General features: G+C 63.0%; 17 protein-coding genes. 11 read left to right on the top strand and 6 right to left on the bottom strand.

Annotated features, from left to right (window positions below; translation table 11 throughout):
- Positions 1 to 256 precede the first annotated feature (256 nt).
- Entirely contained in the window at positions 257 to 2,083 is a 1,827-nt protein-coding gene (locus H6X51_RS19460; protein WP_185269100.1) for an ABC transporter ATP-binding protein, read from the bottom strand.
- Positions 2,084 to 2,292: 209 nt separating this feature from the next.
- Here H6X51_RS19460 and H6X51_RS19455 point away from each other — a divergent pair, with 209 nt between their 5' ends.
- Positions 2,293 to 3,072 carry a spermidine synthase gene (locus tag H6X51_RS19455; RefSeq protein ID WP_185269099.1) on the top strand — a complete coding sequence of 260 codons (780 nt, stop codon included), beginning with the start codon at positions 2,293 to 2,295 and terminating at the stop codon, positions 3,070 to 3,072.
- Positions 3,073 to 3,303: 231 nt separating this feature from the next.
- Here H6X51_RS19455 and H6X51_RS19450 read toward each other — a convergent pair whose 3' ends face one another.
- Positions 3,304 to 3,795: a SprT family zinc-dependent metalloprotease gene (locus H6X51_RS19450; protein WP_185269098.1), complete on the bottom strand. Its 492-nt coding sequence runs from the start codon at positions 3,793 to 3,795 to the stop codon at positions 3,304 to 3,306.
- 50 nt (positions 3,796 to 3,845) lie between these two features.
- Here H6X51_RS19450 and H6X51_RS19445 point away from each other — a divergent pair, with 50 nt between their 5' ends.
- Positions 3,846 to 5,132 (top strand): MgtC/SapB family protein, encoded by a 1,287-nt coding sequence (locus tag H6X51_RS19445; RefSeq protein ID WP_185269097.1) that lies wholly within the window; start codon positions 3,846 to 3,848, stop codon positions 5,130 to 5,132.
- A gap of 85 nt (positions 5,133 to 5,217) precedes the next feature.
- Here the strand turns inward: H6X51_RS19445 and H6X51_RS19440 are convergent, their stop codons facing one another.
- Both H6X51_RS19440 and H6X51_RS19435 read right to left on the bottom strand, forming a co-directional pair.
- Entirely contained in the window at positions 5,218 to 5,685 is a 468-nt protein-coding gene (locus H6X51_RS19440) for a flavodoxin family protein (RefSeq protein WP_185269096.1), read from the bottom strand.
- Between the two features lie 156 nt (positions 5,686 to 5,841).
- Positions 5,842 to 7,854 carry a choice-of-anchor I family protein gene (locus H6X51_RS19435; RefSeq protein ID WP_185269095.1) on the bottom strand — a complete coding sequence of 671 codons (2,013 nt, stop codon included), beginning with the start codon at positions 7,852 to 7,854 and terminating at the stop codon, positions 5,842 to 5,844.
- 305 nt (positions 7,855 to 8,159) lie between these two features.
- On the opposite strand from H6X51_RS19435, the gene H6X51_RS19430 reads away from it, so the two are divergent.
- The 4 genes from H6X51_RS19430 to H6X51_RS19415 all read left to right on the top strand — a co-directional run bounded on the left by H6X51_RS19430 (position 8,160) and on the right by H6X51_RS19415 (position 11,176).
- The gene (locus tag H6X51_RS19430) at positions 8,160 to 8,759 is read left to right on the top strand and encodes a Yip1 family protein (RefSeq protein ID WP_185269094.1); all 600 of its coding nucleotides are present in this window, start codon (positions 8,160 to 8,162) and stop codon (positions 8,757 to 8,759) included.
- A gap of 298 nt (positions 8,760 to 9,057) precedes the next feature.
- Positions 9,058 to 9,882, top strand: a complete 825-nt coding sequence (ttcA, locus tag H6X51_RS19425) for a tRNA 2-thiocytidine(32) synthetase TtcA (protein ID WP_185269093.1) — start codon at positions 9,058 to 9,060, stop codon at positions 9,880 to 9,882.
- Positions 9,883 to 9,909: 27 nt separating this feature from the next.
- Positions 9,910 to 10,584, top strand: coding sequence for a DNA-3-methyladenine glycosylase I (locus H6X51_RS19420; RefSeq protein ID WP_185269092.1), 675 nt, complete (start codon positions 9,910 to 9,912; stop codon positions 10,582 to 10,584).
- A 91-nt stretch (positions 10,585 to 10,675) separates the two neighbouring features.
- A complete protein-coding gene (locus tag H6X51_RS19415) occupies positions 10,676 to 11,176 on the top strand; it encodes a C40 family peptidase (protein WP_185269091.1) in 501 nt (166 codons plus the stop codon).
- Between the two features lie 371 nt (positions 11,177 to 11,547).
- Here H6X51_RS19415 and H6X51_RS19410 read toward each other — a convergent pair whose 3' ends face one another.
- Positions 11,548 to 12,627, bottom strand: coding sequence for a patatin-like phospholipase domain-containing protein (locus tag H6X51_RS19410; RefSeq protein ID WP_185269090.1), 1,080 nt, complete (start codon positions 12,625 to 12,627; stop codon positions 11,548 to 11,550).
- Between the two features lie 137 nt (positions 12,628 to 12,764).
- On the opposite strand from H6X51_RS19410, the gene H6X51_RS19405 reads away from it, so the two are divergent.
- From H6X51_RS19405 to H6X51_RS19390, 4 genes are read left to right on the top strand one after another with little or no spacing between them, the layout of a single operon-like run.
- Complete coding sequence (locus H6X51_RS19405) at positions 12,765 to 13,073, top strand: PepSY domain-containing protein (RefSeq protein WP_185269089.1); 309 nt, start codon at positions 12,765 to 12,767, stop codon at positions 13,071 to 13,073.
- On the top strand, positions 13,066 to 13,398 hold the full coding sequence (locus tag H6X51_RS19400; RefSeq protein WP_185269088.1) for a PepSY domain-containing protein: 333 nt from the start codon (positions 13,066 to 13,068) through the stop codon (positions 13,396 to 13,398). Before H6X51_RS19405 ends, H6X51_RS19400 begins: the two co-directional genes overlap by 8 nt.
- A complete protein-coding gene (locus H6X51_RS19395) occupies positions 13,398 to 14,069 on the top strand; it encodes a response regulator transcription factor (RefSeq protein ID WP_185269087.1) in 672 nt (223 codons plus the stop codon). The genes H6X51_RS19400 and H6X51_RS19395 overlap by 1 nt, the downstream gene beginning before the upstream one ends.
- Entirely contained in the window at positions 14,066 to 15,373 is a 1,308-nt protein-coding gene (locus tag H6X51_RS19390; RefSeq protein ID WP_185269086.1) for a sensor histidine kinase, read from the top strand. Before H6X51_RS19395 ends, H6X51_RS19390 begins: the two co-directional genes overlap by 4 nt.
- Before the next feature lie 78 nt (positions 15,374 to 15,451).
- Here H6X51_RS19390 and H6X51_RS19385 read toward each other — a convergent pair whose 3' ends face one another.
- Entirely contained in the window at positions 15,452 to 16,771 is a 1,320-nt protein-coding gene (locus H6X51_RS19385) for a Na+/H+ antiporter family protein (protein ID WP_185269085.1), read from the bottom strand.
- Positions 16,772 to 16,969: 198 nt separating this feature from the next.
- Between H6X51_RS19385 and H6X51_RS19380 the strand changes: the two genes are divergently transcribed.
- Positions 16,970 to 18,142, top strand: a complete 1,173-nt coding sequence (locus H6X51_RS19380) for an EAL domain-containing protein (RefSeq protein WP_185269084.1) — start codon at positions 16,970 to 16,972, stop codon at positions 18,140 to 18,142.
- The last annotated feature ends 169 nt before the right edge of the window (positions 18,143 to 18,311 follow it).

Below are 18,311 nucleotides of genomic sequence, written 5' to 3'. Positions count from 1 at the left end.
AATAGATGTTTAGCATCTATCCTCTGGCGCATCGCGACGCCGTAGAGGGAGAGGGAGGAGACCATCTTATCGAGCCCTTGCTCGCCGACAGCGTGCAGTGGCGGCGAGGCCGCAGGCGTAGCGCAGGCGCGCTACACCCCCAGGGTTGTCGAGCGCCTGCTCGACGACAGCATGCAGCGGCGGCGAGGCCGCAGGCGTAGCGCAGGCGCGCTACACCCCCAGGGTTGGCGTAGTGTAGAGGGCTACACCCCGTGCCTTATTCGCCCAGAAACCCACCCGACTGTCGTGCCCACAGCTTGGCATACAAGCCGCCAAGGGCGATCAGTTCGCTGTGGCTGCCGTCCTCGACAATCCGCCCCTGGTCCATGACGATCAGCCGGTCCATCTCGGCGATGGTCGATAGGCGGTGGGCGATGGCGATCACGGTCTTGCCCTGCATCAGCTGGTTGAGGTTTTCCTGGATCGCTGCTTCGACTTCCGAGTCCAGCGCCGAGGTGGCCTCGTCGAGGATCAGGATGGGGGCGTCCTTGAGCATGACCCGGGCGATGGCGATGCGCTGGCGCTGGCCGCCGGACAGCTTCACGCCGCGTTCACCGACGTGGGCATCATAGCCGCGCCGGCCCCTGGCATCGCCCAGGCCGGGAATGAAACCATCGGCATGGGCGTCGCGCGCGGCTTGCCGGATCATCTCCTCGGTCGCGTCGGGACGGCCATAGCTGATGTTGTCGCGCACCGAACGGTGCAGCAGGGAGGTGTCCTGGGTGACCATGCCGATATGTTCGCGCAGTGAGTCCTGGCTGACCTCGGCGATATTCTGCCCATCGATCAGAACCCGTCCGCCCTCGACGTCGTAGAAGCGTAGCAACAGGTTCACCAGCGTCGACTTGCCGGCACCGGAGCGGCCGACCAGGCCGATCTTCTCGCCGGGGCGGATATGCAGGTTCAGATCATCCATCACGCCATGGCCCTTGCCATAGTGGAACTGCACCCGCTCGAAGCGGATATCGCCCTGGCTGACCTCCAGGCGCGGCGCGGCGGGGCGGTCGGTGACCAGCTGCGGGCGGGAGATGGAGTTGATGCCGTCCTGCACGGTACCGATGTTCTCGAACAGCGCGGAGATCTCCCACATGATCCACTGCGACATACCCCACAGGCGCAGCACCAGGCCGACCGCCACTGCCACCGCGCCAACGCCGATGGTTTCCTGCAGCCACAGCCAGATGGCCAGCCCGGTGACGCTGCTCAGCAGCAGGCCGTTGAGTGCATAGAGCGACAGGTTGACCAGGGTGACCAGGCGCATCTGCCGGTAGACCGTGTCCATGAACCCGGTCATGCCTTCACGGGCATGCACGGCTTCACGCTGGGCGTGGGAGAACAGCTTGACGGTCTGGATGTTGGTGTAGCTGTCGACCACGCTGCCGGTCATCACTGAACGGGCGTCGGCCTGCTGCTCGGCGACCTTGCCGAGCCTGGGAATGAAGTGGCGCATCATCAGTAGATAGCCGGTGGCCCAGGCGAGCATCGGCACGATCAACCGCCAGTCGGCCAGCCCCATTACCAGCAGCGTGCCGAGGAAATACACGGCGACGTAGTTGAGTACGTCGATCAGCTTGATCACGCACTCGCGCACTGCCAGGGCGGTCTGCATCATCTTGGTGGCGATGCGCCCGGCGAACTCGTCCTGGTAGAAGGCCATCGACTGGCGCAGCAGGTAACGGTGCACCAGCCAGCGGATGCGCATCGGATAGTTGCCCATCAGCGTCTGGTAGCTGAACAGCGAGTTGACCAGGATCAACAGCGGTAGCAGGCCAACGACCACCAGGAACATGCCGGTCAGCTTCCAGCCTTCGTTCTGCACGAAGGTGCTGCGATCCTGGTTCGACAGCCAGTCGACGATATTGCCGAGAAAGCTGAACAGCCACACCTCGGTGATGGCGATCCCGGCCATCAGCAGGGCGGCGACGATCAGGAAAGGCCAGGAGCCGCGGGTGTAGTGCAGACAGAAGGCCAGCAGCTGGCGTGGCGGCTGGGTGGGTTCTTCGGCGGGGAAGGGATCGAGACGTTGTTCAAACCAGCGGAACATGAGGACAGCCTATGGCAACAGCGAAGGCTGGGCATTATGCGCGTTGAGGGGCGTCCGGCTCAAGTGAGAGGAAGTCTCAACGCGAGTGCTGGGCTGCTCAATTGCCGGTCTGTGAAGACTTTAGTGGTGCGGTGCTCCACAATGATATGAGTGATGCAGGCCATAGGTGATCCATGTCCTGGTGGAAAACATTGTTGGGAAGGTGGTTGATGAGTGATCGGGAAACCTTGCTGGAGCGCCGCCGCGATGCTTATGGTTCGCTGCGGATCACCGAGAACAGGGAAGGGTATCGGTTTCTGTATTTCGGTGAGCAGACTGAACAGAGCTGTATTTTTCATGCCGATCCTGCCTGGCTGGAGTATGACTACACCCGGGCCATGCTGCTGGGCAACTACTGGGCCGCTCCGACTGCGCAGATGACGCTGCTGGGCCTGGGTGGTGGTGCCCTGGCCAACTGCCTGGTCCGGCATTTTGCGCCGAGCCAGGTGCTGGCGGTCGAGCTGCGTACCGGTGTAGTGGCAGTGGCTCGGGAGTGGCTGGGCTTGTCCGACGACCCGCGTCTGGAAGTGCGGATCGGTTGCGCCGAGCGGTATATCACCGCTGCTCCCGCCAGTTGTGACCTGTTGTTCGTGGACCTGTACATGGAAGGCGGCCTGTCGCGCCTGCAGTTGCAGGCGAACTTCTTTGCCGCCTGCCAGCGGGCGCTGCGCCCTGGTGGCGTGCTGGTGATCAATCAGTGGCAGATGGGCGACAGTGGTTTGCCCTACGCGGCGGCCATGCTCGGCGAGCTGTTCGGTGAGCAGTACCTGCAGGTGCAGGTGGACGAGGGCAATATCATCCTGTTCGTACCGGCGGCGGGCGATCCGCCGCTGTCACTGGACCGGCCGGCGATGCATGCCTGGGCGGCTGGCCTGCAGGCGCAGCTGGGTTATTCGTTGCAGCCCTATATCAATGATCTGTGCCGGGCTGGCGAGGTGATGACCGGCTAGCCGCAGCCTGGGATGACGAGCATCTGCTGGACGATTCAGTGGCTGGAAGAACGCAGGCGTAGCGCGGGGGCGCTACACCCCCAGGAGGTTGCAGGTGCAGTGCTGGGGCGTTGCCCCCTGAGAGATTGCAGGCGCAGCGCCCCTGGGGTTGTCGCGCGCCTGCGCGACGACGGGGTTGCTCGGAGTCCGCAGGCGTAGCGCGGGGGCGCTACACCCCTGGAGTTATTCGGTTCAACCAATGCTCTGCTGCTGGCCAGTGAAGTGCAGCAGGTCACCGCAACGCCGGCACTGATAGCGCCGGCCCCGGCGTACCAGGGCATGACGCTGGGGCGTGAAGGGAATGTGCTCGGGGCAGCCGCAGCGGTACAGGTAACGGGTGCCGCGCCGTTGTGGCACCGGGTAGTCATGACAGCGCCGGGCGGGCAGGCCGAACAGCCCGGTCATCAGGCCTTGCCATTCAGGCCCATGCGGGCGGATACGTTCGCCATACAGGGCGTGGGCGATCAGGTGGGCGGCTTCGTGGGGGACCGTCTGCTGCAGGAAGTCATCACGATGATCGCGGTACATCTGAGCATTGAAACGCAACAGGTTGCGATACAGATAGGCCACGCCGGCTTTCTGGCCACGCAGGTCGAGGGTCACGCGGGGGCGCTCGAAGCGTCTGCCGAAGTGTTGCTCGGCGCGTTGATAGCAGTGTTCCAGGTGATGCAGTATCTGATCCATGCGACATTATAGGGGCGCGGATGCGGGACAGGTAAAGGAATCGGGAACGGATGAATGCATTGAGCTACGGCAGTGAATTGGTGGGATTGCTGATCGCGTTGGCGGTGGGGTTGATCATCGGCTTCGAGCGGGGCTGGCGGTCGCAGAACCTGGATGGCACCCGGCATGAGGAAATCGACGACCAGACGGTGACCGGCATCCGCACCTTCGGTCTGCTGGGGCTGTCCGGCGGTGTGGTGGCCTACCTGGCGATGCTGTCCTCGGAGCTGCTGTTGGCGGCGGGCCTGATCGGCGTGGCCGCGCTGCTGATCGTGGGCTACGTGCACAGCAGCAAGGCCACCGGTGATCTCGGCGCGACGACGGAAGTGGCCGCGTTGCTGGCGTTCCTGCTGGGCGCGCTGGCGGTCTACGGGTTGCATCTGGAGGCGGCTACCGCAGCGGTCATCACCGCAGTGCTGCTGGGCGCCAAGGAGCGGATACACAGCCTGCTGCGCAGCCTGTCGCGCCTGGAGCTGAATGCCTCGCTGCAGTTGCTGGTCATCGTGCTGGTGGTGCTGCCACTGCTGCCAAACGAACCCATGGGCCCATGGGACAGCCTGAATCCCCAGGTGATCGGCTGGTTGGTGTTGTTGATCGCCGGCATCAGCTTTATCGGTTATTTCGCGGTGAAGCTGCTGGGCGATCGCGTCGGCCTGGTGCTCACGGCGTTGCTCGGTGGGTTGACCTCCAGCACGGCACTGACACTGTCATTTTCCCGGATGGCGCGGGCCGATGCATCCCGGAATGCGCTGCTGGGTGCCGGTATTGCGCTGGCGTGCGGCACCATGGCGCCGCGCCTGCTGCTGGAGGTGGCGGTGGTCAACCGCGCGCTGGTACTGCCCTTGTTGCCAGGGATCGTCGGCCTGGCATTGGTACCCTTGCTGGCGGTGGTCTGGATCATCCATCGGCATCGGGGTGAGCAGGTGGTGCGCAACAGTCCACCGCTCAGTAACCCGATGGATCTGCAGCAGGCATTGATCATGGCGGCGCTGCTGACACTGGTATTCATGCTGTCGCGCGGCGCCGAGCAGTGGTTCGGCAGCGAGGGGGTGTACGTGCTGGCGCTGCTGGCCGGTATCGCCGATGTCGATGCGGTGGCCATCGCTCTGGCGCAGCAGGCCCGGGGTGAGCTGGCCGACGAAGTGGCGGTACGCGGCATTCTATTGGCGGCGCTGACCAATACCGCGGTCAAGGCGGGTATCGTGCTGGTGGTCGGCGGTTGGCCGCTGGCACGTTGGGCCAGTTCGATCCTGTTGCTGGCGCTGGTGGCTGGGGGTGTGGGGTTGGCCTGGGTGTGACTTCCTCTGGGTTGTCGGACACGACGACGCGGTTGCTCGGAGCCTGCAGGCGTAGCGCAGGCGCGCTACACCCCCAGGGGGCGGTTCAGAATATGCCACTATCCAGCCCGGCAGCCATGTACAGTCCCAGCTCCTCGGCCTCGTCGACGAACCCGGGCTGCCACTCCCCACGCAGCACCAGTGGATCGCGGGCCCAGTTCCAGCGCAGGCCGGTGACTATGCTTTCGATGGCGCGGCGGGTGCCGGTGCCGTCCATGCCGGCGCGGATGTACAGGGCGCAGGGCAGGCCCTGTTTTTCCTCCAGCACCGGGTAATAGCAACGATCGAAGAAGTCCTTGAGCGCGCCACTCATGTAGCCGAGGTTTTCCGTGGTGCCGAGGATGATGGCGTCGGCCTGCAGCACATCCTCCGGGGTGGCCTGCAATGGTGGCACCCAGCGGGTGCTGACATTGTCGATGTCGGGGTGGTGTGCGCCCTGCAGTACCGCGTCGACCAACTTGCGGGTATTGTCCGATGGGGCGTGGGCGACCACCAGCAGGTGTTTTCTGGCCATGGCATCCTCTTGACAGCGGCGATGATGGATTGCTGTCAGTGTAGGGGCTTATACCATCCCTTGGCGAGATCAGGGCCGGAGCGGTGGGGAAGCGGGTAGGGGAGTGAAGGGAGGGAACTGCCAATGACAGCCCCCTCCGATCCATGCTGCCAGGCGTTACTCGGTACGATCTGCCAGGTCTATCTGGAAGACTGTGGTGGTACCGCTGACTTCGTTACCCACGATCAGCAGCGGCTGCTCGGTGGGCGAGTCCTCTGCGGAGACGAACACCAGGCCTTCCGGTCCAAGATCACCGGCTTCCTCCAGGCGGTCTTCATCGAACAGGTCTTCCGGCTCGTCAACCCAGTTTTCACGGGCGTTCAGGTAGTCCTGGAACAGCGGCTGCTGCGGATCGGTGATATCGAATACCATCACACCACCCATGCGCTCGAGACCGATAAAGGCAAAGGTCTGCTCGCCGATCTTGCCCACGGCGATACCTTCCGGCTCAGGACCCTTGGCGTCGCTGCGGCTGTCGAAGGCGCTACCTTCATCGTGGCCGGAGTTGAAGAAGTCGAGGCAGTTGATTTTGCGCTCGGCGCCAAGCCCGCATTCGAAGTCGGTCTGGTCAGCGAGGAACTTCTCGAAGAAGTCACCCGAATCCCACACCTGGTCGCCATTCTCATCCCATATGGAGAAGGAGCGGGCACCGTAGGAGTACAGCGTGTGGTACATCAGGTAGCCGTCGGCGGAGGTCAGCGAAGCATCTTCCACGCCGGCCCGGGTGTAGTATTTTGGGCTGCCATCGGCATGGGTATGGTAGCCCTGCACCCAACTGATGTTCAGGCGGCCCAGGCCACTGGCGTTGGTGCCGTCTGCGGCGGCGAAGTCTTCGCGGCAGCCACCGGATCTGCCGGCGGTTTCCCCTGCACCACAGTAGTCGAATACCGCCGGATCGAGCATGGCACCCTTGGCCAGGTCGCGCAGTTGCTGGGGCATATCATTGCCAGCACGACGTTCGAAGCCATCCGCATTGTGGTGAACCAGGTGCTTGAGGCGAAACTCTTCGACGAAGCCCTTGCTGCGGTCACCACCCCAATAGGCGTCATCGTCCTCACCCCAGGCACGGGCATCACCCTCGTTGGCCGAGACGATATAGGTCTTGCCATTCGCGCTGTAGCTGCTGATGGCGTCAGGGTGGTACATGCCGACCACGCCGGGCCACAGCTGGAAGTTGAGCAGGGTAGTGGCTTCGCCTTCCGGATCAAGACCATCTTCATCACTGGCATCGATGGCGTTGCCTTCCACACCGTAGTCCTTGTAACCCAGGGGCAGGATCTCGGTGATGGTGGCGCTGGCGATATCCAGCTTGGCGAAGGCGTTGTTTTCCTGCAGGGCTACCCAGGCGGTAGTGCCGTCCTCGGAGACCGTGATGTATTCCGGTTCCATGTCCCTGGCGACGGTGGTCGTATTGGCCGGGCCGTAAGGCTGGGTGTTGTCAGCTGGCCCGTAGATGCGCACGCCCTTTGCGATCAGGTCGTCCTTGTCAGCGTTGAAGGCCTCGAAGCCGGCGGTACGGTTGGCACCGAAGCTGGATGTGCCGTCTGCTGCCTTCACTACTTCAACGACACTGACGGAACCTTCCGGATCGACGGAGTAGTCGTCATTCGGTTCCCCTTCGTTGGCTACCAGCACGTATTTGCCATCGGGAGTAAAGGTGAGCATGTCCGGAAGGGCGCCGACACCTGTGCTGTCGAGCAGTTCCAGGGTGGTGGCGTCGTATAGCTCGACAAAGCCATTCGCGGTCTTGGGCGATGACTCAACGGCTACCGCCAGCAGCCCGTCATGATAGGAGATGCTGTTGATGGTGGCGTTCAAGACACCGGTGGCCAACTCGCCAGCCCGTGCCAGGTTCTGCGGGTCTGCTGCGTCCAGCACATCGACCTTGCCGGACTGGGCATTGACGATGAAGATGCGTTTGTTGACCGGGTCGAAGGCAGGGATCTCTGCTGCGCTGACACCGTACTGTCCGCTGGAATAACTACCCAGCTTGCTCAGGGAAATATTCTGCGGGGTGGGGGTGGGTTCGGGCTGGTTGCCATTGTTGCTACGACTGCTACTGCTATTGCTCAGGCAACCAGCCAGAGCTACCGACAGCGCCAGGGTGCTGACTGCAAACCACTTGCTCATGCATCCGTCCTTTATAGTGTGTTGGCTTGGGTGGCTCTTTTATACGGAGGGGTGGTGACGGTGGTGTTGCAGTTTGTTTGCTGGGCAGTGACGTTTTCGCGTCGGCTTGAGCCGAGGGTGCGTGTCTTTAATTCTGAATGGCGATCATGGCGCGAACCAAAGTTGCCAATGGTTCTAAGCAGGTAGGTTTTATTTAATGCGGATTTAACTATAGTCAAGGACAAGATCGCTGCGACAGTATGTCGCACCTTCTGCCTGCGACAGCTCGACCGGCGCAGGACAATAACAAATCAGGAGGGTAGACCATGATCCAGAATGTAGTGGGGCTTTTCATCAATCCCGACCGCGCCTGGCGAACCATCAAGGCCCGGGAGGCCAGTATCGGGCCGATGTACCTGGCGCACGTGCTGGTGCTGGCGGCGATTCCCGCCGTTTCCGCCTATATCGGCACCACCCAGGTTGGCTGGACCATAGGCACGCTGGAACCGGTCAAGCTGACCCAGGCCAGCGCCCTGCAGATGACCTTCCTGACCTGGCTGGCGATGCTCGCCGGGGTTGCCGTGATGGGGGCATTCATCCACTGGATGTCGCGCACCTACGATTCCAGCCCGACCCTGAGCGAATGCGTGATCTTCGCCGCCTATACCGCCACGCCCTTGTTCATCGCCGGCCTGTCGGCGCTCTATCCGAACCTGTGGTTGGCCATGACGGTGGGCACGGCGGCGATCTGCTACACGGTGTACCTGCTCTACCAGGGCATTCCGATCTTCATGGGCATTCCCAAGGAAGAGGGCTTTCTGTTCTCCAGCTCCATCCTGGCCGTGGGCCTGGTGGTCCTGGTGGGCATGATGGCCACCGCCGTGATCTTCTGGGGAATGGGTATCGGGCCTATCTATCTTCGGTAGCTGTTTGCGCGGGGGACTGATCCGTAACTGGACCGTCCTCCCGCCATCCTTCGCTCTTTCCTCGTCATCCTTCGCGTAGGCGAAGGATCCACCGGCCACTCCGGACCCAGCCCGCACTCTGGATCCTTCGCCTGCGCGAAGGATGACGGGGTCACGGGATGACGGGGTGAGGGGATGAAGAGGTGACGGGGTGGAGAGTAATCCCACATCGCTGCAGCTCAACTCTGGCATGGGCAAAGCTCCTTAAATGAACAGCATTACGGTAGAATGCGGCGTTTTGAGCATCCCGGATTCCATCATGTCCAGCCTGAGTGTCAGCCAGAACAAACTGCAAAAGCGCCTGCGCCGCCTGACCGCCGAAGCGGTCACCGATTACAACATGATCGAGGATGGCGACAAGGTCATGGTGTGCCTGTCGGGTGGCAAGGACAGCTATACCTTGCTGGACATGCTGCTGCACCTGCAGAAGGTGGCGCCGATCCGCTTCGAGATCGTCGCGGTGAACATGGACCAGAAGCAGCCTGGATTCCCCGAGGAAGTGTTGCCGGCCTATCTGGAACAGCTGGGCATCCCCTACCATATCCTCGAACGCGATACCTATTCCATCGTCAAGGAGAAGGTGCCGGAGGGCAAGACCACCTGCTCGCTGTGCTCGCGCCTGCGCCGGGGTAACCTGTACACCTTCGCCGACGAGATCGGTGCGACCAAGATGGCGCTGGGGCACCACCGTGACGATATCGTCGAGACCTTCTTCCTGAACATGTTCCATGGCGGCAACCTCAAGGCCATGCCGCCGAAGCTGCGCTCCGACGATGGCCGCAATGTGGTCATCCGCCCGCTGGCCTATTGCAGCGAGAGCGATATCGAGGTGTATGCCCGGCTGCGCGAGTTCCCGATCATCCCCTGCAACCTGTGCGGCTCGCAGGAGAACCTGCAGCGTCAGGTGGTCAAGCAGATGCTGCAGGGCTGGGAGCGGGACGCACCGGGGCGGGTGGAGAACATCTTCCGTGCGCTGCGTAACGTGCAGCCCTCGCAACTGGCGGATACCGCGCTGTTCGATTTTGCCAGCCTGACGGTGGACGACAGCGCCACGCCCCGTTTCGTCAATGTCATGAATCTCTGAACCGCTTCGACAACCTGGAAGGCGACCATGCGCGACTACCCCTGGCTTGAAGAGTACTGCCTCAACCGTTTCGGCTCACGCCAGGCACTGGAGGCGCGGCTGCCGCAGCCGCGCCCGGTCGAGGAGTTGCGCGCGCTGAGCGATGATCGCTATCTGTCGACCATCGCCCTGCGGGTGTTCCGTGCCGGCCTCAAGCACAGCGTGGTGGATGCTCGCTGGCCGGCATTCGAGGAGGTGTTCTTCGGTTTCGATCCGCACAAGGTGGTGCTGATGAGCGCCGAGCATATCGAGCGCCTGATGCAGGATACGCGGTTGATCCGCCACCTGGCCAAGCTGCGCAGCGTGCCGCGCAATGCCCAGATGGTGCTGGACCTGAGTCGCGAGTACGGCAGCATGGGCAATCTGATCGCCGACTGGCCGACGCAGGACATCGTCGGTCTGTGGCGACTGATGGCCAAGCGCGGCAACCAGCTCGGTGGCTTGTCTGTACCGCGCTTTCTGCGCATGGTTGGCAAGGATACCTTCGTCACCACCGGGGATGTGCTGGCGGCGCTCAAGGGTATGGGTTTGCTGGACCGGCCCGTGGCGACCAGCCAGCGCGACCTGGCGCTGGTGCAGGAGGCATTCAACCAACTGTCTGCTGACAGTGGGCGTCCGTTGAGCCAGTTGTCGGCAATGTTGGCCTTTACGGTGAATCATTAGGTTACACGCGAAGTCTTAACTGTCACCTCAAGACTTGACCTCAACCCCTTGTCCGGGCAAGGTTAGCAGGTCTTTTCGTTGAGGCTGTGGCATGCGTGCTATTCACCTGCTTCTGGTATTGTCCCTGGCTGTACTGGCCGGGTGTGCCAGTGCGCCGCAATCGCCGCCAGCCCAGGCTCCGCTACCGGCACCGCCTGCCGCTGCCACCTCCTCCTATAACGATGACCTGCTGTTCCATGCCTTCACCCTGGTTGGTACGCCCTATCGCTGGGGCGGCAATAGCCCGGAGATGGGCTTCGACTGCAGCGGCCTGATCAACTATGTGTTTCGGGAAACCGCCGGCTTGAGCCTGCCGCGCACCACTGCCGGGCTGTCCCAGCTGCCGGACAAGGCACCGGACAAGGCCCTGCGCCCCGGCGATCTGCTATTGTTCGCCACCCGTGGCAAGCAGGTCGATCACGCGGGTATCTATGTCGGGGATGGACGCTTCCTGCATGCTCCCAGCACGGGGGGCAGGGTGCGGATAGATGACCTGCAGGCGAGTTATTGGCAACGCAGCTTCAACAGCGCCCGTCGGGTGCTTGATCACTGAGTGATCCGGGACAGCAGCATGCTGCGCATGCCATCGCGGCGAGGCGCCGCTCCTACGGTAGGTCCGTTCGCACTATTCTCAACGCCATCTCTTGCTCTCCCTCGTCATCCTTCGCTCTCTCTCGTCATTCTTCGCTCTCTCTCGTCATTCTTCGCTCTCTCTCGTCATTCTTCGCTCTCCCCCCTCGTCATCCTTCGCGAAGGCGAAGGATCCACTGGCCACTCCGAGGTAACCGGCACCCTGGATCCTTCGCCTTCGCGAAGGATGACGGAGTCTTGCGAAGAATGGAGTCTTGCGAAGAATGACGGAGTTTCGCGAAGGATCCGGGGTTTTGGGAAAGATGACGGTGTGGGGAGGGACAGCGGGGGCTGTCACATCGCCTGCACCTGCTCCTGCAATCGTCCACTCTCGACCAATTCCAGAAACTCGTCACCCAGGCGTTGGCTCTCGGCCATCGCCCGGCGCCAGTAGTTTTCCCGGGCCGGGTCGTCGCCGACAAAGCGGCGGTAGTCGCGCCGGTCCGGTAGTTTGCCGTGGGGCAGGCGGGCGAGGTAGGCCGGGGAGGGGGCCAGCAGCAGTACGTCGGCAATCTGTGCGGCATTGGCCTTGCGCCAGGGCAGTGCCTTGTCGAACCAGCCTGGCACCACCCGGTCGATGAAATGTGGGTACAGCACCACCCCGGGCGCCTGCCAGGGTAGGTCAAGGTGGTAGTCGAGCAGGCCGCCGTCGCGGTAGACGCCCTGGCTGGCGCCGGGAATATCGGTTACCGCCTGCATCACCATAGGGATTGAGCCGGATGCCAGCAGCGCCGGGCGCAGGTTGTCGGTACTCAGGCCGACATAGCTGGTGACGAAGTCCTGCAGTTCGGCCAACGGTGGGCGCAGGCGTTCATCATGCAGGATGACCCGCTCGAACCAGCGCTTGAGGTGGCGCCGGCCGAGCAGGTTGCTGCCGATCACCCCACCCAGGCCCAGCCCGAGGCGCGACGGCTGGTCATGCTGCAGCAGGCGCAGGCTTTTCACCACCATGATGTTGAGGTGATACAGCGGGTTGTCGAGGATATGCCGGTCCTGGTCCTGCAGCAGTTGATCGAGCATCTGCGCGCAGCGCCGACTGATCTCCGCCACGCTGATGCCCTTGGGAAAGCGTTGCTGGGTATAGAGTTCACCCAGACGCTGCAGGCCGGCGACCGGGTCCGGCAGGCAGACACTGGCGAATCGCCAACTGCCGATGGAGGCGCCGATCAGGCTGCGCGGTTGCGGCGCCCGGGGCAGCCAGTCGCCGAACAGGGCCATGTCCAGGCCCTGGATGCCCAACGCCTTGGGGCCACCTGCCGCACCGGGAACCAGGTGAACGTCGGCTGGTTGCAGGCCGGCGTCGCGGATATGCTGCAGTGCTCTGGTGCCGGCGCGAACAGTGAGGGCCGGCTCGTGAATATGAATTGCGGTCATGGTGTTCCAAAAGGTGAATCAGGAGACCAACGGAAAGCCAGTCGAGGCTGGTTAAGTTTCGATTCAGCTTGTTTTAAGGTTGAATTCAGTTTCCCGGTCTACCATTCAATTGTGTTCAAACAACGGAGCTTCATGATATGAAAAAACTTATTGCACTGTCCTGCGCTGCGCTTCTGAGTATGGGTTCGGCGGCGGTCTTCGCTGACGATGATGTCAGTTCCGCCGAAGCGGCCCGACTGGTCGAAGAGGGCAAGATCCAGTCGCTGCAGAGCCTGGAAGAAAAGGCCCTGTCGGTCAAGTCCGGTCAGATCACCGATCGTGACCTGGAGCACGAATATGGACGTTACATCTACAAGCTGGATATCCGCGCCGCTGATGGTACCGACTGGGATATCGCCCTCGATGCCGCTACCGGTGAAGTCCTCAAAACCGAGCAGGATGACTGACCTGCGCTCGGCCCTGAAGCCAGCCGCCTTGTGCGGCTGGCTGTGCTTTGGCCTGCTGTTGGGCTGGGGCCTGCCGGTGGTGGCCGATGATGTCGATCAGGACGAGGCCCTGGCGTTGACTGAGCGCGGGGTGATCCGGCCGCTGCAGTTTTTCATCAAGGATGCGCTGCGGCGTTATCCCGGGCGTTTTCTCGAGGCCGAACTGGAATATGATGATGGCCGCTATGTATACGAGCTGGAAATAGTCACCCACGACCGACGGGTACTGGATCTGGAGTATGACGCAGTGACCGGTGCGTTACTCGATGTGGACGAGGATGACTGATGCGGCTGTTGCTTGCCGAAGACAATATCGACCTGGCCGATACCCTGTGCGCCGACCTGCGCCAGGCCGGTTATGTGGTGGACTGGCGTACCGATGGCCGGGATGTGCAACTGCTGGGCGAACAGGAATCCTATGACCTGTGCATTCTCGATCTGGGCCTGCCCGGGCGCGGCGGGCTGGAGGTGTTGCAGAGCTGGCGTGCGCAGGGGCTGGGCATGCCGGTGCTGATTCTTACCGCGCGTGGCAGTTGGGCCGAGCGGGTCGAGGGGCTGCGCGCCGGGGCCGACGACTACCTGAGCAAGCCGTTCCATCCGGAGGAACTGCTGCTGCGCATCCAGGGCCTGCTGCGCCGCAGCCACGGTCGCGAGCCACAGAACCAGTTGCACGCAGCAGGGCTGATCCTCGACGAAGCCAGTCAGCAGGTGTCCGGTCCGGGGCTGGAGGCGGTGCAGCTGTCAGCCAGCGAGTTCCGCCTGCTGCGCTGCTTCATGCTGCATGCCGGCAAACTGGTGTCCAAGGCGCGACTGGCCGAGCATCTGTACGATTACGAGGCCGAGCGGGACTCCAATGTGATCGAGGTGCAGATCAACCATCTGCGCCGCAAGCTGGGCAAGCAGGCAATCGAGACCCGCCGTGGCCAGGGCTACGTGCTGGTGGGCCGGCCATCGTGAATTCCATTGCCCGCCAGCTCGGCGGTGGTCTGCTGGTGGTGCTGCTGGCGACCGTGGTACTGGTTGGTCAGGGCGGTATCTGGCTGTTCGACCGGGCGTTGCGTGATTACCTGAGTACCGACCTGCAGCGGGAAACCGATGCGCTGCTGGCGGCATTGACGCCGGCGCCGACGGGGCTGTACCTGGACCTGCGGCGGGTCAGCCCGGATTACCAACGGCCTTTCTCGGGTCGCTATTTCGTGGTGCAGACCAGCGAACGCTGGCGCTCGCGTTCACTGTGGGACCAGCGTCTGCCATTGGACGCCGAGGACCTGCACAACACCCTGGTGCCGGGTCCGGTCGGGCAGCAGTTGCTGGTGCGTTCCGGCACCTTCGACAAGCTCGGCGAGCCGGTGCGCATCAGCGTAGCGATGGATTACCAGCCGCTGCTGCAGGCATTCGAGCGGGCACGCCTGTGGCTCTGGGGGCTGGGCGGGGTGGCGGTGCTGGTCAGTCTGTTGCTCCAGCAGGGTCTGTTGCGCCGTGCCCTGCGTCCGTTGTACCGGGCGCGGGATGAACTGGCAGAGTGGCATGCCGGGCAGCGCCTGGTGCTCAGCGACGATGTGCCCCAGGAGCTGCTGCCGCTGGTGCTGGAGATCAACCGCCTGGGTGCCCAGGTCGAACAGATCATCCAGCGCTCGCGCAAGGGTGTCGGCGATCTGGGGCATGCCCTGAAAACACCACTGGCGGTCAGCGAGAGCCTGTTGGCCCGGGCCGAGTTCGACCAGGCCGGCAAGGCGGCCATTGCCGCCCAGCTGCAGGAGATTCGCTCCCAGCTGGAACGCGCCCTGCAGCGCTCGCGCCTGGCGCCGGAAAGCCAGTCCGGCAAGCGCTTCAATGCGCAGCAGGACCTGCCCTGGCTGCTCGACTCCCTGCGTCAGATTCACGGCCAGCGGGTACGCATCGAGCATCCCCAGCCGCAGGCGCAGGACTGGCCCTTCGAGCGTGAAGATATGCTCGAGCTGCTGGGTAACCTGCTGGATAACGCCTGCAAATGGGCCACCGCCCGGGTGCGCCTGGATTGGCAGCTCAGCGCCGAGGCGCTATGGCTGCGGGTGGAGGATGATGGGCCGGGGATAACCCGCGAGGATCGGGAGAAGGTACTGCGCCGCGGCACCCGGCTGGATGAAAGCGTGACTGGCCACGGATTGGGGTTGGCTATCGTTGGTGATCTGGTCGAGGTCTACGGGGGGGAGCTGGAGTTGCAGGACAGCGAGCTGGGCGGGTTGGCGGTGCAGGTGAGGTTGCCGGTGGCGCGGCGTTAGGTCGGGTTGGTCTCGGCCCCCTGGGGGCGTCGAGCGCATGGGGCGCTCGACAACCCTGGAGACAGCGCTGGTGCGCCGTCAGAGCACCATCGCCGCGGCCCAACCAAAGGCGATCAGCGGCAGGTTGTAGTGCAGGAAGGTCGGCACCACGGTATCCCAGATGTGGTTGTGCTGGCCGTCGACGTTCAGCCCGGCGGTCGGCCCCAGGGTCGAGTCGGAGGCGGGCGAGCCGGCGTCGCCGAGGGCGGCGGCGGTGCCGACCAGCGAGACGATGGCCAATGGGCTGAAGCCCAGGTGCATGGCCAGCGGCACGTAGATGGCGGCGATGATGGGTACGGTGGAGAACGAGGAGCCGATACCCAGGGTGATCAGCAGGCCGACCACCAGCATCAGCAGTGCCGCCAGCGCCTTGTTGTCGCCGATGTATTCCGCCGAGCTGATGACCATGGTCTCGATATGGCCGGTGGCCTGCATCACGGATGCGAAGCCGTTGGCGGCAATCATGATGAAGCCGATCATGGCCATCATCTTCATGCCTTCGGTGAACAGGTCGTCGGTTTCACGCCAGCGCACCACGCCGGACAGGGAGAACACCACGAACCCGGCCAGCGCGCCCATGATCATCGAGTCCAGCCACAGCTGGATGCCGAAGGCGGTCACCACTGCCACCAGCGCTACCAGCAAGGTCTTCGGTGTATAGGCCACCTTTTCCGGGGCTTCGCCGCCGCCCACCCCAGCGACCGCGTAGTCGCGGCGCTTGCGATAGCTGAAGAAGGCGACCAGCAGACCGAACAGCATGCCCAGCGCGGGCAGCGCCATGGCGTGCATGACATTGATCCCGGTGGTATCCAGGCCGCCATCGCTGACATTGGCCAGCAGGATATTGTTGAGGAAGATGGCCCCGAAACCCACCGGCAGGAACATGTAGGGGGTAATCAGGCCGAAGGTCAGGATGCAGGCAACCAGCCGGCGGTCCAGGTGCAGTTTGCCCATGACCAGCAGCAGGGGTGGGATCAGCAGCGGAATGAAGGCAATGTGGATCGGCAGGATGTTCTGTGAGGCCATGGCTGCTGCCAGCAGCATCAGCAACAGCATCAGGCGCAGTTTGCCGGTGTTGCCTCCGCGTTGGCCCTCGATCATGCGCAGGGCGCGGTCGGCCAGGGCATGTGCGGTACCGGACTTGGCGATGGCCACGGCGAAGGCGCCGAGCAGGGCATAGCTCAGTGCTACCGTGGCGCCTTTGCCGAGTCCATCCTGGAAAGCCTGCAGGGTATCAGCCAGGCTCAGCCCGCCGAGCAAACCACCGGCCACCGCACCGAGGATCAGCGCTACGACTACGTGCACGCGGCACAGACTGAGGATCAGCATTACTGCAACTGCAACGACCACTGCGTTCATGGTTACTTCCTGTTTGAAAATGACGCTTGCACAGAACGATAGAAGAAGGGCGCGTACTCTGCCGGATGGTAGCTTGGCTGTCAAAATTTCCGGGCCGCAGGCAAAGAGCGACAAGGTGCCATGCGGAGCCGCCCTCGGTATCTTTCTGGCGGCAATCTTGCATAATCTGAGGCAGTTACCTGACCTGGAGACTTTGCCGTGTTCGAAGGACAACCGCTGCCGTATTACCAGCCACTGATCGATACCGCGACCGGCCGCATCGCCGGTTACGAAGCCCTGGCGCGTCTGCGCCATGAAGACGGCGAGGTGGTCAGTGCCGGACCGCTGTTCGCCGACCCGCAGGTGGATCAGGTGGCCTTGCTGGAACTCGATCGTACGGTCCGACGCATGGCCCTGGAGCGTTTCCGGGATACGCCCCAGGGCTTCATCACGCTGAATATCTCGCCGCTGTGGCTCAGCCAGGTGGACCCGCACGAACCGCTGCCGAGCCTGGTGCTGCTGGAGGAGATCGGCCTGGACGCCGAGCAGGTGGTATTCGAGCTGACCGACCTGCGCGGAGATCTGCAGCAGTTGCAGGAGGTGGTGGCGCGCTATCGTGAAGCGGGGATTCGCGTGGCGGTGGACGACTTTGGTGCGGGGTACTCAATGCTCGACCAGGTCATTGCCCTGGCGCCGGATTTTCTCAAGTTGGATATCCAGTTGCTGCACCAGGCCACCCGGGGTAACCGCGGCAGCTCGGAGTTCGTCAAGTCGCTGGCACTGATGGCCGAGAAGAGTGGCTGCTGGATCATGGCCGAGGGCATCGAGACCGAAGAGCACCTGCACTTTGCACTGGATTGTGGCGCGCGCTATGTGCAGGGGTTCCTTTTTGGTGCGGCGCAGGAGAACTTTCTGCCGGCAGAGGCGGTACAGCCGGTGTTTTCGCAACTGCGCGATCACTATGTGCAGGGCAAACTGGCCGAGCGCACGCGACTGCTGGAGCTGCGGACCTCACTGGCCAAGCTGTTCGAGCAGTTGCGCCATTGGCTGGAGAAGGGCGCCAAGCCGAATGCGCTGCCGGCGCCGACGGAGTACCCCTGGCTGCTGCGCTTCTTCCTGTGTGACGCCTATGGCACGCAGATCTCACCGAACTACGAATGGACTGGCAAGCGCTGGCAGCAGGACCCGCGCTACCTCGACCATAACTGGTCCTGGCGGCCGTATTTCTACCGCATCCTGGCCGAGTCGGGGGAGGACAGCCGAGTGATCCTGTCCAGCCGCTACCGCGACGCCACCACCAACCAGTATTGCATGACCTCCGGATTGTTCATCGATGACAGCCGGCACCTGTTGTTGGTGGATATCGATGTGGAGCGGTGGCAGGAAGGGTAGGGGTTGTTGAGACGGGAAGGGCTCGACGATCCTGGGGGTGTAGCGCCCCCGCGCTACGCCTGTGGCCTTCGAGCAACCCCGTCGTCGAGCGGGGGCTCGATAAGATGGTCTCCTCCCTCTCCCTCTACGGCGTCGCGATGCGCCAGAGGATAGATGCTAAACATCTATT

It is taken from the genome of Halopseudomonas xiamenensis, assembly GCF_014219065.1.
Lineage (GTDB): Bacteria > Pseudomonadota > Gammaproteobacteria > Pseudomonadales > Pseudomonadaceae > Halopseudomonas > Halopseudomonas xiamenensis.
The sequence above is the reverse complement of the archived record's forward strand: the minus strand, read 5'-3'. Positions and strand labels throughout refer to the sequence as shown.

What these genes read in the sequence shown, in the direction of transcription:
- H6X51_RS19460 (WP_185269100.1), bottom strand. Translation starts at nt 2,083, where the DNA reads ATGTTCCGCTGGTTTGAACAACGTCTCGATCCCTTCCCCGCCGAAGAA.
- H6X51_RS19455 (WP_185269099.1), top strand. Translation starts at nt 2,293, where the DNA reads ATGAGTGATCGGGAAACCTTGCTGGAGCGCCGCCGCGATGCTTATGGT.
- H6X51_RS19450 (WP_185269098.1), bottom strand. Translation starts at nt 3,795, where the DNA reads ATGGATCAGATACTGCATCACCTGGAACACTGCTATCAACGCGCCGAG.
- H6X51_RS19445 (WP_185269097.1), top strand. Translation starts at nt 3,846, where the DNA reads ATGAATGCATTGAGCTACGGCAGTGAATTGGTGGGATTGCTGATCGCG.
- H6X51_RS19440 (WP_185269096.1), bottom strand. Translation starts at nt 5,685, where the DNA reads ATGGCCAGAAAACACCTGCTGGTGGTCGCCCACGCCCCATCGGACAAT.
- H6X51_RS19435 (WP_185269095.1), bottom strand. Translation starts at nt 7,854, where the DNA reads ATGAGCAAGTGGTTTGCAGTCAGCACCCTGGCGCTGTCGGTAGCTCTG.
- H6X51_RS19430 (WP_185269094.1), top strand. Translation starts at nt 8,160, where the DNA reads ATGATCCAGAATGTAGTGGGGCTTTTCATCAATCCCGACCGCGCCTGG.
- ttcA (WP_185269093.1), top strand. Translation starts at nt 9,058, where the DNA reads ATGTCCAGCCTGAGTGTCAGCCAGAACAAACTGCAAAAGCGCCTGCGC.
- H6X51_RS19420 (WP_185269092.1), top strand. Translation starts at nt 9,910, where the DNA reads ATGCGCGACTACCCCTGGCTTGAAGAGTACTGCCTCAACCGTTTCGGC.
- H6X51_RS19415 (WP_185269091.1), top strand. Translation starts at nt 10,676, where the DNA reads ATGCGTGCTATTCACCTGCTTCTGGTATTGTCCCTGGCTGTACTGGCC.
- H6X51_RS19410 (WP_185269090.1), bottom strand. Translation starts at nt 12,627, where the DNA reads ATGACCGCAATTCATATTCACGAGCCGGCCCTCACTGTTCGCGCCGGC.
- H6X51_RS19405 (WP_185269089.1), top strand. Translation starts at nt 12,765, where the DNA reads ATGAAAAAACTTATTGCACTGTCCTGCGCTGCGCTTCTGAGTATGGGT.
- H6X51_RS19400 (WP_185269088.1), top strand. Translation starts at nt 13,066, where the DNA reads ATGACTGACCTGCGCTCGGCCCTGAAGCCAGCCGCCTTGTGCGGCTGG.
- H6X51_RS19395 (WP_185269087.1), top strand. Translation starts at nt 13,398, where the DNA reads ATGCGGCTGTTGCTTGCCGAAGACAATATCGACCTGGCCGATACCCTG.
- H6X51_RS19385 (WP_185269085.1), bottom strand. Translation starts at nt 16,771, where the DNA reads ATGAACGCAGTGGTCGTTGCAGTTGCAGTAATGCTGATCCTCAGTCTG.